Annotated in this window: 14 protein-coding genes; 6 read left to right on the top strand and 8 right to left on the bottom strand. The window is 61.2% G+C overall.

The annotated features are described in order from the left end of the window. Positions 1 to 44: 44 nt before the first annotated feature. The 6 genes from AB4N85_RS19235 to bioB form a co-directional block, all read right to left on the bottom strand. Complete coding sequence (locus AB4N85_RS19235; protein ID WP_016772865.1) at positions 45 to 341, bottom strand: hypothetical protein; 297 nt, start codon at positions 339 to 341, stop codon at positions 45 to 47. A 108-nt stretch (positions 342 to 449) separates the two neighbouring features. Then, complete coding sequence (gene bioD / locus AB4N85_RS19240; protein ID WP_041476721.1) at positions 450 to 1,130, bottom strand: dethiobiotin synthase; 681 nt, start codon at positions 1,128 to 1,130, stop codon at positions 450 to 452. Beyond that, entirely contained in the window at positions 1,127 to 1,936 is an 810-nt protein-coding gene (gene bioC, locus AB4N85_RS19245; RefSeq protein ID WP_150743548.1) for a malonyl-ACP O-methyltransferase BioC, read from the bottom strand. The genes bioD and bioC overlap by 4 nt, the downstream gene beginning before the upstream one ends. After that, the gene (locus AB4N85_RS19250) at positions 1,929 to 2,660 is read right to left on the bottom strand and encodes an alpha/beta fold hydrolase (protein WP_236167663.1); all 732 of its coding nucleotides are present in this window, start codon (positions 2,658 to 2,660) and stop codon (positions 1,929 to 1,931) included. The genes bioC and AB4N85_RS19250 overlap by 8 nt, the downstream gene beginning before the upstream one ends. Beyond that, on the bottom strand, positions 2,653 to 3,831 hold the full coding sequence (gene bioF, locus AB4N85_RS19255; RefSeq protein ID WP_236167664.1) for an 8-amino-7-oxononanoate synthase: 1,179 nt from the start codon (positions 3,829 to 3,831) through the stop codon (positions 2,653 to 2,655). The genes AB4N85_RS19250 and bioF overlap by 8 nt, the downstream gene beginning before the upstream one ends. Positions 3,832 to 3,990: 159 nt before the next feature. Next, on the bottom strand, positions 3,991 to 5,046 hold the full coding sequence (gene bioB, locus AB4N85_RS19260) for a biotin synthase BioB (RefSeq protein ID WP_056786610.1): 1,056 nt from the start codon (positions 5,044 to 5,046) through the stop codon (positions 3,991 to 3,993). Between the two features lie 91 nt (positions 5,047 to 5,137). On the opposite strand from bioB, the gene AB4N85_RS19265 reads away from it, so the two are divergent. From AB4N85_RS19265 to rarD, 5 genes are all read left to right on the top strand, one after another. Next, positions 5,138 to 5,872: a ComF family protein gene (locus tag AB4N85_RS19265; RefSeq protein WP_236167665.1), complete on the top strand. Its 735-nt coding sequence runs from the start codon at positions 5,138 to 5,140 to the stop codon at positions 5,870 to 5,872. A 186-nt stretch (positions 5,873 to 6,058) separates the two neighbouring features. Beyond that, positions 6,059 to 6,823 (top strand): TOBE domain-containing protein, encoded by a 765-nt coding sequence (locus tag AB4N85_RS19270; protein WP_236167666.1) that lies wholly within the window; start codon positions 6,059 to 6,061, stop codon positions 6,821 to 6,823. Between the two features lie 70 nt (positions 6,824 to 6,893). Beyond that, positions 6,894 to 8,795 (top strand): PhoX family protein, encoded by a 1,902-nt coding sequence (locus AB4N85_RS19275; RefSeq protein WP_064361248.1) that lies wholly within the window; start codon positions 6,894 to 6,896, stop codon positions 8,793 to 8,795. 165 nt (positions 8,796 to 8,960) lie between these two features. Continuing rightward, positions 8,961 to 9,935 (top strand): serine/threonine protein kinase, encoded by a 975-nt coding sequence (locus tag AB4N85_RS19280; protein WP_150743555.1) that lies wholly within the window; start codon positions 8,961 to 8,963, stop codon positions 9,933 to 9,935. Between the two features lie 194 nt (positions 9,936 to 10,129). Continuing rightward, complete coding sequence (rarD, locus tag AB4N85_RS19285) at positions 10,130 to 11,017, top strand: EamA family transporter RarD (RefSeq protein WP_041476730.1); 888 nt, start codon at positions 10,130 to 10,132, stop codon at positions 11,015 to 11,017. 223 nt (positions 11,018 to 11,240) lie between these two features. Here the strand turns inward: rarD and AB4N85_RS19290 are convergent, their stop codons facing one another. After that, positions 11,241 to 11,759 (bottom strand): glycine cleavage system transcriptional repressor, encoded by a 519-nt coding sequence (locus AB4N85_RS19290; RefSeq protein WP_016772854.1) that lies wholly within the window; start codon positions 11,757 to 11,759, stop codon positions 11,241 to 11,243. A 640-nt stretch (positions 11,760 to 12,399) separates the two neighbouring features. Here AB4N85_RS19290 and AB4N85_RS19295 point away from each other — a divergent pair. Beyond that, the gene (locus AB4N85_RS19295; RefSeq protein WP_056786595.1) at positions 12,400 to 14,577 is read left to right on the top strand and encodes a malate synthase G; all 2,178 of its coding nucleotides are present in this window, start codon (positions 12,400 to 12,402) and stop codon (positions 14,575 to 14,577) included. A gap of 263 nt (positions 14,578 to 14,840) precedes the next feature. Here AB4N85_RS19295 and AB4N85_RS19300 read toward each other — a convergent pair whose 3' ends face one another. Continuing rightward, positions 14,841 to 15,287: a response regulator gene (locus AB4N85_RS19300; protein ID WP_016772851.1), complete on the bottom strand. Its 447-nt coding sequence runs from the start codon at positions 15,285 to 15,287 to the stop codon at positions 14,841 to 14,843. Positions 15,288 to 15,497: the final 210 nt, after the last annotated feature.

Genomic DNA, 15,497 nt, shown 5'->3' on the forward strand with positions numbered 1-15,497 from the left:
CGCCGCGACAGGGCGCGGCGTTTCGGGGTCTACAACAAACTCAATCAGGCGAAAGTATCGATGATCGTCCCGAGCACTTCGTCGGATGCCTTGGCCACCTTCACACCCAGCTCTGCCTGGATCTTGCCCTGCGACAGCTCGACGATATTGCTCGCCAGATCCGATTCTTGTGCGCGATCCACACCGCGCAGGCGATTGACCTGCACTTCGGACGACTGGCTGGTCACCGAACGTTCGATAGTGTTGTTGGCGATCTGGCTGGCAGCCTGATCGACGCGGTTCTGCCCGGACTGAATCGAGCTCAGTCCCGCATAAAAAGCTGTGTTGCCGGAGATTTCCATAGTCACTCTCATCCCTGCAAAGGATCAATGCTCGCCATTGAAGCAGACGCGCCAGCAAAACACCCGTCAAAAACACTAATGGCACAGTGCCTGTTCATAGGCAAAAGCTTAGTCGAGCAAATCCAGTTGCAAATGCTCGGCGACCGCTTCGGCGCTCAACGCCTTGAGTTTCGGCACCCGGCCCAGGCATGGCGCGGGAATGCGCTCGGCCAGGGTCGCGAGGTTTTCCTCCAGCCGCGAAGTTTTCGGATCGATGATATTCGCCACCCACCCCGCCAATTGCAGACCATCGCGGGCAATGGCCTCGGCGGTCAGCAAAGCATGACTGATGCACCCCAGCCTCACGCCCACCACCAGAATCACTGGCAGCTTCAGTGCAATCGCCAGGTCAGAGAGATTGTCCTGATCGGCCAACGGCACACGCCAGCCGCCCGCGCCTTCGATCAGGGTGAAATCGGCGTTCATCGCCAGAATCCCGCGCATCGGCGCCAGCAGCGATTGCACCGTCAGCGCTACACCTGCTTCGCGCGCCGCCAGATGCGGAGCGATCGCTGGCTCGAACGCCACCGGGTTGACCTGTTGATAAGTCAGCGGCAACGAACATTCGGCCAGCAGCGCCAAGGCATCAGAATTACGCAAGCCTTTGGGCGTGACGTCGCAACCCGATGCCACCGGTTTGCCCGCCGCCGTGCTCAAGCCTGCCGACCGCGCCGCATGGAGCAATCCGGCAGCAACGGTGGTTTTGCCGACATCGGTGTCGGTACCGGTGACGAAATAGGCTGCGCTCATAGAGGTTTCTCCAACACGGCGTATACCACCTGATACGTTGCCGGCAGCCCCGACGCCTGACGGAACCGCTCATACGCGTCGATCAGCCCGAGAATCCGCGCCCGTCCGGTCAAACCGCCCGGCCGCCCGGGATTCAGATTGTGTGCGCCCAACGCTTTCAACTCATGAGTCAGGCTGCGCACATCCGGGTAATGCAACACGTGCGGCTGATTCTCCAGCACCAAAATGCGCATGCCACTGCCGGCACATAACTGTTCATAGCGGGCGAACTCGCGGAAGCGATTGACGTGCACCAGCCCGTCGACCTGCTGCCAACTCTCACGCAACTCGAACAGCGTCCCTGTACAAAGACTAGCAAACGCAAAAATCCCCCCCGGTTTAAGCACGCGAAAGGCTTCGCTGAGCACCGCCTCGAAGTCGGCGCACCATTGCACTGCAAGGCTGGAGAAAATCAGATCGAAGCTCGCGTCCTGCAACGGCAGCCTTTCGGCATCGCCGGCAATGAAATGCTCAGCGCCACCCAACGGCCGTGCGTGATCAAGCATGCCTTCGGCAATGTCCAGCGCGACACCGCTGCCCTGGGTGAAACGCGAGGCCAGCGCACGAGTGAAATAGCCGGTGCCGCAACCGAGATCGAGCCACCGCGACGGCATGAAACTCCCAGGCAAACGCTCAAGCAGCTGCGTGCCGACGTCACGCTGAAACTCCGCGACACTGTCGTAACTGGCCGCAGCGCGGGAAAAAGACGCCGCCACCTGGCGCTTGTCGGGCAAGCCCTCAGGCAGCACAAGGGACAGATCAGTCATCAGCGCACTCATGTAGAAAAGCCTGGATCGCGCCCGCGACTCCATGCGGGTCTTCCAGCAGAAAAGCATGGCTGGCCTGTTCGATCAGACCAATTTCGATATCCGGCAACAGCGCGAACAATGCGCCGGCCGCTTCCGCCGGAACCAGCGCGTCCTGTCCGCCGAACAGATGAAACTGCGGGCCGCGAAACCCCTGCAACGCCTGGCGTGTATCCAGCTGCGCGAGTAGCTCCAACCCTGCCATCAGCGCGGTCGGCGCGGTGGCCGGCGCGCCAGCGAGCAGCAAGCGCGACAAGCCGCGCGGGTCTGGTGAACCTTGCGCACATAGCAGAGCGAAGCGCTTGAGCGTGGTACGCGGGTCGGCCTGACAACCGGCAAGAAACGCATCGAACGTCTCGCCAGGCATCGCGTTCGGCCACTGCTCATGGGCGACAAACGCAGGGTTGCTGGCCAGCGTCAGCAGCCCGCAGCACGCCTCGCCGCGTCGTGCCGCCAACTCAGACGCGAGCATGCCGCCCAGAGACCAGCCACCGAGCCAGACTTCCTGCGGAATGCGCGCATCGAGTTCGTCGAGCCAGTCTTCAAGGTCGGCGGAGTCCAGCTCCGGCAGCGGTTCGATCTCGACTTGCAGATGTTCGTCGAGGCCGCGCAATGCTGCGGCCAGCGGTTCCAGCGGCGACACGCCGAGGCCCCAGCCGGGCAGCAGGATCAGACGATTACGCATGGCTTGGCTCCAACGACAATCGGGCGAAACAATCTGCCAACCCTTCCAGCAACTGTTGCACCTGCGCCTCGCTGTGGGCGGCGGTCAGCGTGACGCGCAACCGCGCGCTGCCGGCCGGCACGGTCGGTGGACGGATCGCGGTCACCATCAAGCCGCGCTCGCGGAGCATTTGCGAGAGCCGCACCGCGCGGCCGGCATCGCCGATCATGATCGGCTGGATCGGCGTGAAGCTGTCCATCAGCTCCAGCCCGATCTGCTCGGCGCCGTGGCGGAACTGGCGGACCAGTGTCTGCAAATGCTCACGGCGCCAGTGTTCGCTGCGCAACAGCTCGAGGCTTTTCAGCGTCGCGCAGGCCAGCGCCGGCGGTTGGCTGGTGGTGTAGATGTACGGGCGGGCGAACTGGATCAGGCTTTCGATCAACTCTTCGCTGCCAGCGACAAAGGCCCCGGCGGTGCCGAAGGCTTTGCCGAGGGTGCCGACCAGCACCGGCACGTCGTCCTGGCTCAGGCCGTAATGCTCGACGATGCCGCCACCGTTGGCGCCCAATGGGCCGAAGCCGTGGGCATCGTCGACCATCAGCCACGCGCCTTTGGCCTTGGCCGCGCGGGCCAGCGCCGGCAGGTCGGCGATGTCACCGTCCATGCTGAATACGCCATCGGTGACCACCAGCGTGTTGCCGGTGGCTTTCTCCAGGCGCTTGACCAGACTTTCGGCGTCGTTGTGCAGATAGCGATTGAAACGCGCGCCGGACAACAGGCCCGCGTCCAGCAACGAAGCGTGATTGAGCCGGTCTTCGAGCACCGTATCGCCCGGCCCGACCAGCGCAGTGACCGCGCCGAGGTTGGCCATGTAGCCGGTGGTGAACAGCAGCGCGCGTGGGCGCCCGGTCAGATCGGCGAGCGCTTCTTCCAGCGCGTGATGCGGGCTGCTGTGGCCGATCACCAGATGCGACGCGCCACCGCCGACACCCCAACGTTCAGCGCCGGCGCGCCAGGCTTCGATCACCTGCGGATGATTGGCCAGGCCCAAATAGTCGTTGTTGCAGAAAGCGAGCAGCGGCTGGCCGTCAACCACGACTTGCGGGCCTTGCGGCGAGTCGAGCAGCGGGCGGTGGCGATAAAGGTTGTCGGCACGACGGGCAGCAAGGCGTGCGGCGAGATCGAATGACATGCAGGCCTCGATTTTCAAATGACACAGATCCCCTGTGGGAGCGAGCCTGCTCGCGAATGGGCGTCACATCCAACATGGATATTCGCGGCCAAACCGCTTTCGCGAGCAGGCTCGCTCCCACAGGGGTTTTGCATTCCTTCAGCGCAATCCGTGCAGCTTTTAGATGGCAGCGTTATAGAACTGCTCGCTGCTCTTCTGCTCCACCAGCGCCTGCTCGATCGCCGCTTGGTGCACTTCATCCGCGTGCTCTTCGCGAGCCTCCGGCTGGATACCGAGGCGTGCGAACAGCTGCATGTCCTTGTCCGCCTGCGGGTTGGCGGTGGTGAGCAATTTGTCGCCGTAGAAAATCGAGTTGGCGCCGGCGAAAAATGCCAGGGCCTGCATCTGCTCGTTCATCGCTTCGCGACCGGCGGACAGGCGCACGTGGGATTGCGGCATGAGGATGCGCGCGACGGCGAGCATGCGGATGAAGTCGAACGGGTCGATGTCTTCGGCGTTTTCCAGCGGCGTGCCGGCGACTTTCACCAGCATGTTGATCGGCACCGACTCCGGGTGCTCCGGCAGGTTGGCCAACTGGATCAGCAGATTGGCGCGATCGTCCAGCGATTCGCCCATACCAAGAATGCCGCCGGAGCAGATTTTCATTCCCGACTCGCGTACATAGGCCAGCGTCTGCAGACGTTCGCTGTAAGTACGGGTGGTGATGATGCTGCCGTAGAACTCCGGCGAGGTGTCGAGGTTGTGGTTGTAGTAATCGAGACCGGCCTTGGCCAGCGCTTCGGTCTGCTCCTGATCGAGACGGCCGAGGGTCATGCAGGTTTCCAGGCCGAGGGCTTTTACTCCTTCAACCATCTTCAACACATACGGCATGTCTTTGGCGGATGGATGTTTCCACGCTGCGCCCATGCAGAACCGCGTCGAACCAATGGCTTTCGCGCGGGCCGCCTCTTCGAGGACCTTCTGCACTTCCATCAGTTTTTCTTTTTCCAGCCCGGTGTTGTAGTGCCCGGACTGCGGGCAGTACTTGCAGTCTTCCGGGCAGGCACCGGTCTTGATCGACAGCAGTGTCGAGACCTGCACGCGGTTGGCGTTGAAATGTGCGCGGTGCACCGTTTGCGCCTGGAACAGCAAGTCGTTGAATGGCTGTACGAAGAGTGCTTTGACTTCGGCCAGAGACCAATCGTGACGCAGGGTGGCGGTGGTGCTCGCGCTCATGGGCAATTCCTTGGTTATGCTTGGCTGGCGCTGGGGGAAACGGAATACCCACAGGCGCTACACGGATGTTCGGCATATTTAAGGAAGAGCGATGCGCTGTCAACCGCAATACAAGGAGCAGGTTTACATCTGTTTAAAAATCGTACAGACCTGTTTGCTGTGCGATGAGCCCGCAGAAGCACAAATGCCAATGTGCGAGGCCTGTGAAACCGAGCTGCCCTGGCTCGGCAGCCATTGTCAGAGCTGCGCTTTGCCACTGGCGGCGGATGGCCTGACTTGCGGCGAATGCCTGCTAGAGCCTCCGGCCTTCGAACAGGTCGCCGTGCCCTGGGTTTATGGCTTCCCCGTGGACAGTCTGATTACACGGTTTAAACACAACGCGAAATGGCCGTTTGGTCACCTGCTCGCCGACGTTCTCGGCCAATACCTGCAGCATCGCTTCGCCGAGGACTTACCGCGACCTGATGTGTTGCTACCGGTGCCGTTGGCGAATAAACGACTGCGTCGGCGAGGATTCAATCAAGCGGCGATGCTCGCGCGCTGGTTGAGTGTTTCTCTGGATCTGCCCTGTGAAGAACAGCTTCTAAGGCGAGTCATGGACACCGACGCCCAGCAGGATCTCGACGCCAAGGCGCGCAAACGCAATTTGCGCAATGCCTTTGCGCTGGTGCCTGACGCGCAGGTCAGTGGCCGCCATTTCGCGCTGGTTGACGACGTCCTGACTACTGGCGCAACCGCTCAGGCTTTGGCGCGGTTGTTGATGAATGCAGGGGCGGCGCGGGTCGATGTGTATTGCCTGGCCCGCACGCCGAAACCCGGTACCTGAAGCGAATACAGATATCGTGTGGGAGCGAGCCTGCTCGCGAATGGGCATCACATTCAACAAAGCTGTTGTTGGTCAAACCGCTTTCGCGAGCAGGCTCGCTCCCACAGGGGGCTTTGCGTCAGGCTTGACTCATGCGTTGCAAGTGGCCAACGTCCATTTCATCGCCCGAGCCAGAAGCGTTCTGCCATGTCCCTGCCCACCCTGCTGTCCCAGCACATCGTCCGCCGCCCGCAGCGCATTGCCCTGCTGCAACACATCGCCGAGCAAGGCTCGATCACCCGTGCGGCGAAGAGCGCGGGGCTCAGTTACAAGGCGGCGTGGGATGCGATCGATGAGCTGAACAACCTGGCGCAGAAACCCTTGGTCGAGCGCGTGGTGGGCGGCAAGGGTGGCGGTGGCGCCAGATTGTCCAGCGAGGGCGAGCGAGTGCTGCGCCTGTATCAGAAATTGCAGGCGTTGCAGGCACAGGTGCTGGAAGCGGCGGAAGACGCCAGTGATCTCGACCTTCTCGGGCGGCTGATGCTCAGGACCAGTGCGCGCAATCAACTGCATGGCACGGTGGCAGCGATTCAGGCGCAGGGACGCAATGATCTGATTCACCTCGAACTGGCCGAAGGCATTGCTCTGAAGGCACAGATCACCCACGACAGCACCGTGCATCTGGAATTGCAGGTCGGTACCGAAGTGATGGCGCTGATCAAGGCTGGCTGGCTTGAGTTGCTCGGCGCCGATCAGTCGGCAACGCCCGGACACAATGTCCTGCGCGGCACCATCGAAGCCATCCTCGATGCCGAGGACGGTCCCAGCGAGGTGCGCATTTCCCTGCCCAACGGCCAGACACTTTGCGCCTTGGCCGAACCGCTGCACTTGCGCAGCCACAGGCTGGAGGTCGGCAATCCGGTGCACGTGCAATGCGCACCATCTAACGTGCTGATCGGCACCCCGCTCTGATTAGCCCTTGCCACAAAAGCGTCATCGACCCGCATTAAGGTGTTGCCCATAACCAAGCAGAGAGCCTGATGTGAGCCTATTAGAAGAAAACCAATCCACTGATCTGGAAAAAATGGTCGGCCTCAGCCGTCGCGGTTTCATCAGCGCCGGTGCCTTGTGCGGCGCGGCGATGTTCCTCGGCGGCAACCTGCTGAGCCGCAGCGTCATGGCCGCCAGTGTCAGCGCCGGCAACAGCCGCCTGCTCGGTTTCGAGAGCATTCCGGCGGCGACCACCGACGCCATCAGCCTGCCCAAGGGCTACAAGTCTTCGGTGCTGATCAGTTGGGGCCAGCCGTTGCACAAGAACGGCCCGGCCTTCGACCCGAGCGGTAACGGCACCGCTGCCGCACAGGAAGTGCAGTTCGGCGACAACAATGACGGCATGAGCCTGTTCGCCTTCCCGGACGACAAGAACCGCGCGCTGATGGCAATCAACAACGAATACACCAACTATCGCTATCTATATCCGCATGGCGGCATGCCGCAGTCAGCTGAGGATGTGCGCAAGGCATTGGCCTGCGAAGGCGTGTCGGTGATCGAAGTGCAGCGCAAGAACGGCCAGTGGCAATTCGTCCAAGGCTCGCGCTACAACCGCCGCATCCACGGCAACTCGCCGCTGCGCATCAGCGGTCCGGCCCGCGGCCACGACTTGATGAAAACCGCCGCCGACAAGCACGGCAAGAAAGTCCTCGGCACGTTCCAGAACTGCGCCAACGGCAAGACGCCGTGGGGTACCTACCTGACCTGCGAAGAAAACTTCACCGACTGCTTCGGCAGCAGCAACGCCCAGCAGCAGTTCGATGCCGCGCAAAAGCGCTACGGCGTTGTCGCCAGCAGTAAAGACATCAACTGGCACCCGCACGACCCGCGCTTCGACATGGCCAAGAACCCCAACGAGCTCAACCGTCACGGCTGGGTGGTCGAGATCGACCCATTCGATCCGCAATCGACTCCGGTCAAACGCACCGCGCTGGGCCGCTTCAAGCATGAAAACGCCGCACTCGCCGAGACCGACGATGGTCGCGCTGTGGTGTACATGGGCGACGACGAACGTGGCGAGTTCATCTACAAATTCGTCAGCCGCGACCGCATCAACCATCGCAATCAGAAAGCCAACCGCGACATCCTCGATCACGGCACGTTGTATGTAGCTAAATTCGATGCTGGCGACGGCAACCCTGATCACCCGAAAGGCCGGGGCCAGTGGATCGAACTGACCCACGGCAAGAACGGCATCGACGCCAGCAGCGGGTTTGCCGATCAGGCGGAAGTGCTGATCCACGCGCGCCTCGCCGCCAGCGTCGTCGGCGCAACACGCATGGACCGCCCGGAGTGGATCGTCGTCAGCCCCAAGGACGGCCAGGTTTATTGCACCCTGACCAACAACGCCAAGCGCGGTGAAGACGGGCAACCGGTGGGCGGTCCAAACCCGCGCGAGAAGAACGTCTATGGGCAGATTCTGCGCTGGCGCACCGACCGCGATGACCATGCCTCGAAGACATTCGCTTGGGATCTGTTTGTGGTCGCCGGCAACCCGGGCGTGCATGCCGGGACGCCGAAGGGTGGCTCATCGAACATCACCCCGCAGAACATGTTCAACAGCCCCGACGGTCTGGGTTTCGACAAGGCCGGACGCCTGTGGATTCTCACCGACGGCGACTCGAGCAACGCTGGCGACTTCGCCGGCATGGGCAACAACCAGATGCTCTGCGCCGATCCTGCGACCGGTGAGATTCGCCGTTTCATGGTCGGGCCAGTGGGTTGTGAAGTGACCGGAATCAGCTTCTCGCCGGATCAGAAAACCCTGTTTGTCGGCATCCAGCATCCGGGCGAAAACGGTGGTTCGACCTTCCCCGAGCACCTGCCCAACGGCAAGCCAAGGTCTTCGGTGATGGCGATTACGCGCGAAGACGGCGGGATTGTCGGCGCCTGATAAACCCTCATCGCTGGCAAGCCAGCTCCCACAGGTCTTGCGCAAAACCTGTGGGAGCTGGCTTGCCAGCGATGGCATCAGCAATGACACCAACCACCTCCCCCACTGCCATCTGCGCTACCATGCCGAGCCGGACGCAGCAGCCTGCTGCGCGCAGGAGTCAGCATGGCCCACCCGTTTGAAACCCTCACCCCCGATCTCGTCCTGGATGCCGTTGAAAGCATCGGTTTCCTCAGCGACGCGCGCATTCTGGCGCTCAACAGCTACGAAAACCGTGTTTATCAGGTCGGTATCGAAGACTCCGAGCCGCTGATTGCCAAGTTCTATCGTCCGCAGCGCTGGACCAACGAGGCCATCCTCGAAGAGCACCAGTTCACCTTCGAACTGGCCGACATCGACATCCCGGTGGTAGCGCCGCTGATCCACAACGGCGAAACCCTGCATGAGCACGCCGGCTTCCGCTTCACCCTGTTCCCGCGCCGTGGTGGTCGGGCGCCGGAGCCGGGCAATCTTGATCAGCTGTATCGCCTCGGCCAGTTGCTCGGGCGCATGCATGCGGTGGGCGGTACCAAGCCGTTCAAGCACCGCGAAGCCCTCGCCGTGCAGAACTTCGGCCATGCCTCGCTGAACACTTTGCTCGAAGGCAATTTCATTCCCAAGAGTCTGCTGCCGGCGTACGAGTCGGTTGCCCGCGACCTGCTCAAACGCGTCGAAGATGTCTACGCCGCTACGCCGCACCAGAACATCCGCATGCACGGTGACTGCCACCCCGGCAACATGATGTGCCGCGACGAGATGTTCCATATCGTCGACCTCGACGACTGCCGCATGGGCCCGGCGGTGCAGGACATCTGGATGATGCTCGCCGGCGATCGTCAGGAGTGTCTGGGGCAGTTGTCGGAATTGATGGACGGCTACAACGAATTCCATGATTTCGACCCGCGCGAACTGGCGCTGATCGAACCGTTGCGCGCCCTGCGCCTGATGCACTACAGCGCCTGGCTGGCGCGGCGCTGGGACGACCCGGCATTCCCGCGCAGCTTTCCGTGGTTTGGCACGGAGCGGTATTGGGGCGACCAGGTGCTGGCCTTGCGTGAGCAGCTGGCGGCACTGAATGAAGAGCCGCTGAAACTCTTCTGATTCAAACCTGAACCCTGTGGGAGCGAGCCTGCTCGCGATAGCGGACGGACATTCAACTTTGATGTTGGCTGACCCGACGCTATCGCGAGCAGGCTCACTCCTACATTTGTCCGGTGTTCACAAATTCACAACTCACTTGCAGACAAATCTCCTTACAATCCTTCCTTTGTCAGCTGCCTGAGCAAGGATTCTGCATGCAAGCCGCCAACCCGCGTCGCGGGTACATTCTGGGCCTGAGCGCCTACATCATCTGGGGCCTGTTCCCGATCTATTTCAAAGCCATCGCCGAAGTCCCGGCCGTCGAGATCATCATCCATCGGGTGCTGTGGTCGGCGCTGTTCGGTGCGTTGCTACTGATGGTATGGAAACACCCGGGCTGGCTGCGCGAGCTGCTCGACAATCCAAAACGCCTGGCGATTCTGGCCCTGAGCGGCACGCTGATCGCGGCCAACTGGCTGACCTATGTCTGGTCGGTGAACAACGGCCGCATGCTCGAGGCGAGTCTGGGTTACTACATCAATCCGCTGGTCAACGTGCTGTTGGGCATGGTGATCCTTGGCGAACGGCTGCGGCGCATGCAGTGGGTCGCGGTCGGTCTCGCTGCCATCGGCGTGGCGCAGCAGGTGTGGCAGGTCGGCAGCTTGCCGTGGGTGTCGCTGGCGCTGGCGCTGACCTTCGGCTTCTACGGTCTGATCCGCAAGCAGGCGCCGGTCAAGGCGTTGCCGGGGCTGGTAGTGGAAACCTGGATGCTGGTGCCGATTGCGATCGCATGGTTGCTGTTCAATCAGACTGCCACGAGTGTGCAGCCGGCCTTCTGGACCACCTCTGAAGCCTGGTGGCTCGTGGCTGCCGGCCCGGTGACGCTGGTGCCATTGGTGTGTTTCAACGCCGCCACCCGCCACTTGCCCTACACCACCATCGGCTTCCTGCAATACATCGCGCCGACGCTGGTGTTGCTGCAAGCCGTGCTGCTGTTTGGCGAGCATTTGTCGTCCAGCACGCTGGTCGCGTTCATGTTTATCTGGGCCGGTCTGGCGGTCTACAGCGTTGATGCGTGGATAAGTTTGCGCCGGCGCGCCTGATCAAAAAACGCACAAACCTCCGCAGGCCACGGTTCTCGTGGCCTGCATCGTTCCTTCCCAAGCTTATCCACAGCGTGATCCCCGCCGTTTGTGCGCAAGTCACTGAATGTTGGCGATTTTTTGATCAACCTGCGCAAAGCCACGGCCGGCGTGGCGTGGCGGTCTGTCTCTACAGGTTATCCACAGGCAGGTGCACGTTAAACCTGAATAACCCTATGAACGTTTAAACCTCTGTGCGTAACACCAGTTCGACCATCAGATCATCGGCCAGGGTTTCCAGGCGCGCCTGCAACACATCCAGCGACAGCGTCAGTGGTACCGCGAGAATCGCCTCGGCGTGAAACAGCGGCTCGCTGCTCATCGGCGCCGGGCGCACCTCAGTTACCAGTCGCTCCAGGTTTACGCCCTGCTCGCTCAACAGCCGAGTGATATCGCGGACGATACCCGGCCGGTCATTGCCGACCAGTTCCATGGCGATCGGTTTCCACGTGCAGGACTGCTCCACTCCGCTTTCGGCAATCAATACCCGAATGCCATGGGCCGACAGCGCTTGCAGGGCATCGACCAGTTCGTCGTAAGCCTCCGCCGGCACGCCCACGCGCAGAATCCCGGCGAACTGCCCGGCCATGCGTGACATGCGGCTTTCCAGCCAATTGCCGCCGTGCTCGGCAATGCATTGGGCGATGCGCTCGACCTGCCCGGGCTTGTCCGGGGCGAAAACGGTGAGTACGAGATGGTCCATGGCGCAGCCCTCTTGTCATGACTTTTGTTATCGAAGGGCAAGTATAGGCAAGCGGCTTGATTCAGCCTGACCCAGTGCTGGCAGATGATGACCTGTGGCGAGGGGATTTATCCCCGTCCGGCTGCGCAGCAGTCGTGAGTCCTGCCAATTGGGTCTGCCAGCCGGACCGCAGGGGGCGGCTTCGCCACCCAAACGGGGATAAATCCCCTCGCCACAGATTCGCTCATCGCAAAGGGGGAGACGCCAAATCGCGCCATAGCAGTCAAACAGTAATTATGTGTACAACTTTCGATATTTAGCTGGAACAATCCAATGCTTTTTTGAGAACATCCCGTTCCGCGACGTGACCGCAATGCGTCATGAGGTCGCAGAACGACGTAATTAGTCTGATTTTCACAAGCGCAACTCATCATGTAGTATGCCGCAGCGCGCACTACATAACGCTGGATCGATGTCTGCCCAAGGCCCTTCGCAACCCTGAAAGCCCCGTCAGCAAGGCCTCCAAGCCGTTGATTGGTCCTAGCCCAGCCGCCAGCAATGGCATGTACTGGTCCGCAGGTTTGTGGTTTAAATGGCCGGAAGCTTCATTGTTAAATTGACGAGCTGAAAAGCGAAATAGCTGAGCAGAGTGAGGCAAGCAATGACTGAACACGTTCAAGTCGGTGGCCTGCAGGTCGCCAAAGTCCTGTTCGACTTCGTGAACAACGAAGCCATTCCCGGTACCGGCCTCACCGCCGAACAATTCTGGGAAGGTGCCGACAAGGTCATTCATGACCTGGCGCCGAAGAACAAAGCCCTACTCGCCAAACGCGATGACTTCCAGGCGCGCATCGATGCCTGGCATCAGCAGCATGCCGGCCAGGCGCACGATGCCGTGGCCTACAAAGCTTTCCTGCAAGAGATCGGTTATCTGCTGCCAGAAGCGGCTGATTTCCAGGCGACGACGCAAAACGTCGACGATGAAATCGCCCGCACCGCCGGCCCGCAACTGGTCGTGCCGGTGATGAATGCGCGCTTCGCGCTCAACGCCTCGAACGCCCGCTGGGGTTCGCTGTACGACGCCCTCTACGGCACCGACGCGATCAGCGAAGACGGCGGCGCGGAAAAAGGCAAAGGCTACAACAAGGTGCGTGGCGACAAAGTCATCGCCTTCGCCCGCGCCTTCCTCGACGAAGCCGCGCCTCTGGCCGCAGGCTCCCACGTCGATTCGACCGGCTACAGGATCGCTGACGGCAAACTGGTCGTGACGCTCAAGGGCGGCAGCAACAGCGGCCTGCGCGATGACGCTCAGTTGATCGGTTTCCAGGGTGACGCCAACGCGCCGATCGCCGTTCTGCTCAAGCACAACGGCCTGCACTTCGAAATCCAGATCGATGCCAGCACTCCGGTCGGCCAGACCGATGCCGCCGGCGTCAAAGACATCCTCATGGAAGCGGCGCTGACCACGATCATGGACTGCGAAGACTCCGTGGCCGCCGTCGATGCCGACGACAAAGTGGTGATCTACCGCAACTGGCTCGGCCTGATGAAGGGCGACCTCGCGGAATCCGTGTCCAAGGGCGGCCAGACCTTCACCCGCACCATGAACCCGGATCGCACCTACACCGCGCCCAATGGCGGAGAAGTGACCCTGCACGGTCGTTCGCTGTTGTTCGTGCGCAACGTCGGCCATCTGATGACCATCGATGCGATCCTCGACAGCCAAGGCAACGAAGTACCGGAAGGTATCCTCGATGGTCTGGTGACCTGTCTGGCGGCAATGCACAACCTCAACGGCAACACTTCGCGGCGCAACACCCGCACCGGTTCGGTGTACATCGTCAAACCGAAAATGCACGGCCCGGAAGAAGCGGCGTTCACCAACGAGCTGTTCGGGCGTATCGAAGATGTCCTGCGCTTGCCGCGCAATACCCTGAAAGTCGGGATCATGGACGAGGAGCGCCGCACCACGGTCAACCTCAAGGCTTGCATCAAGGCCGCCAGCGAGCGCGTGGTGTTCATCAACACCGGTTTCCTCGACCGCACCGGCGACGAAATCCACACCTCCATGGAGGCCGGCCCAGTGGTGCGCAAGGCTGACATGAAGGCCGAGAAGTGGATCGGCGCCTACGAAAACTGGAACGTCGATATCGGTCTGAGCACCGGCCTGCAAGGTCGTGCGCAAATCGGTAAAGGCATGTGGGCGATGCCGGATCTGATGGCAGCGATGCTTGAGCAGAAAATTGCTCACCCGCTTGCTGGTGCCAACACTGCCTGGGTGCCATCGCCGACTGCCGCTGCGCTGCACGCGCTGCACTACCACAAGGTTGACGTGTTTGCGCGTCAGGCCGAACTGGCCAAACGTGCGCGCGCCTCGGTGGACGACATCCTCACCATTCCACTGGCAGTGAACCCAAGCTGGACGCCAGAGCAGATCAAGAACGAACTGGACAACAATGCCCAGGGCATTCTCGGTTACGTGGTGCGCTGGATCGACCAGGGTGTCGGTTGCTCCAAAGTGCCGGACATCAACGACGTCGGCCTGATGGAAGACCGTGCGACGCTGCGGATCTCCAGCCAGCACATCGCCAACTGGCTGCGCCACGGTATCGTCAGCCAAGAGCAAGTGATGGAAAGCCTCAAGCGCATGGCGCCAGTGGTTGACCGCCAGAACGCCAACGACCCGCTGTATCGCCCGCTGGCACCGGACTTCGACAGCAACATCGCCTTCCAGGCGGCGGTCGAACTGGTCATCGAAGGCACCAAGCAACCGAACGGCTACACCGAGCCGGTGCTGCACCGTCGTCGTCGTGAGTTCAAGGCCGCGAATGGTCTGTAATTTGCGCTGACGCTGGAAGTGAAAAAGGCCCTGATCGAGAGATCAGGGCCTTTTTGTTTGTGAGGTGGGTTGGATTGTTGTGGTGGGCTTGAGATCCATCCCCCTCACCCCAGCCCTCTCCCCCAAGGGGTAGAGGGGAAAGGGAGCAGATTGGGGAAGTTTCAATTCCTGAGTTCGACTCATGAAATTCAGGTCGGTGTACCTCCAACATTCACCGCGGTCAGTCCCCTCTCCCTCTGGGAGAGGGTTAGGGTGAGGGGCTTCTAGGGCTCGATGCCCAATTCGTGTTTCACCAACTCAAGCAACTTCCCCGTATCAATCGGCTTGAGCAGAAAATCCACCACGCTCAAATGCATCGCTTCGATCGCGTCTTTCACGTCGGCATCGCCGGAGACGATGATGATCGGCATCGCTGCCCGTACCGATTCACGCACCTGGCGAATCAGCTCGAGGCCGTCGACATTGCCCATGCGCAGGTCGGTAATCACCAGACCGATCGAAGGCTTTTCATCGAGCATTTTCAGCGCGGTTTCACCGCTGGCTGCGGTCATGCAGCGAATGCCGTCCAGCGCGAGTATCTCCGACAACAGCTCGCGGGCGTCCTTGTCGTCGTCGACGATCAGGACACGCTGCGGCGGCAGATCAGGTTCGAGCATCACTGCGCTGAGCGCTTCCCGCTCGGCGTCGCTCAAAATATCGTGGTCGGACATGGCGCTCTCTAAATGTTCAAACAATCCCTGGCAAGTCGTCAGACATCACCGGACAGCGCTTCAATGTGCACTTCGTCGGAATTTTTTCCAAGTGGCTAGCGCAAGCTTTTCCGAGCTTTTGCGTAGGTTATTTCCGAAAATCGGCCAATGGTGGCAAAACCTAGACTTACGTCCAATGGGCACCCTGCCCGCCGGGGTCGACCATGGTGG

The organism is Pseudomonas sp. H1_G08 (genome assembly GCF_054681355.1).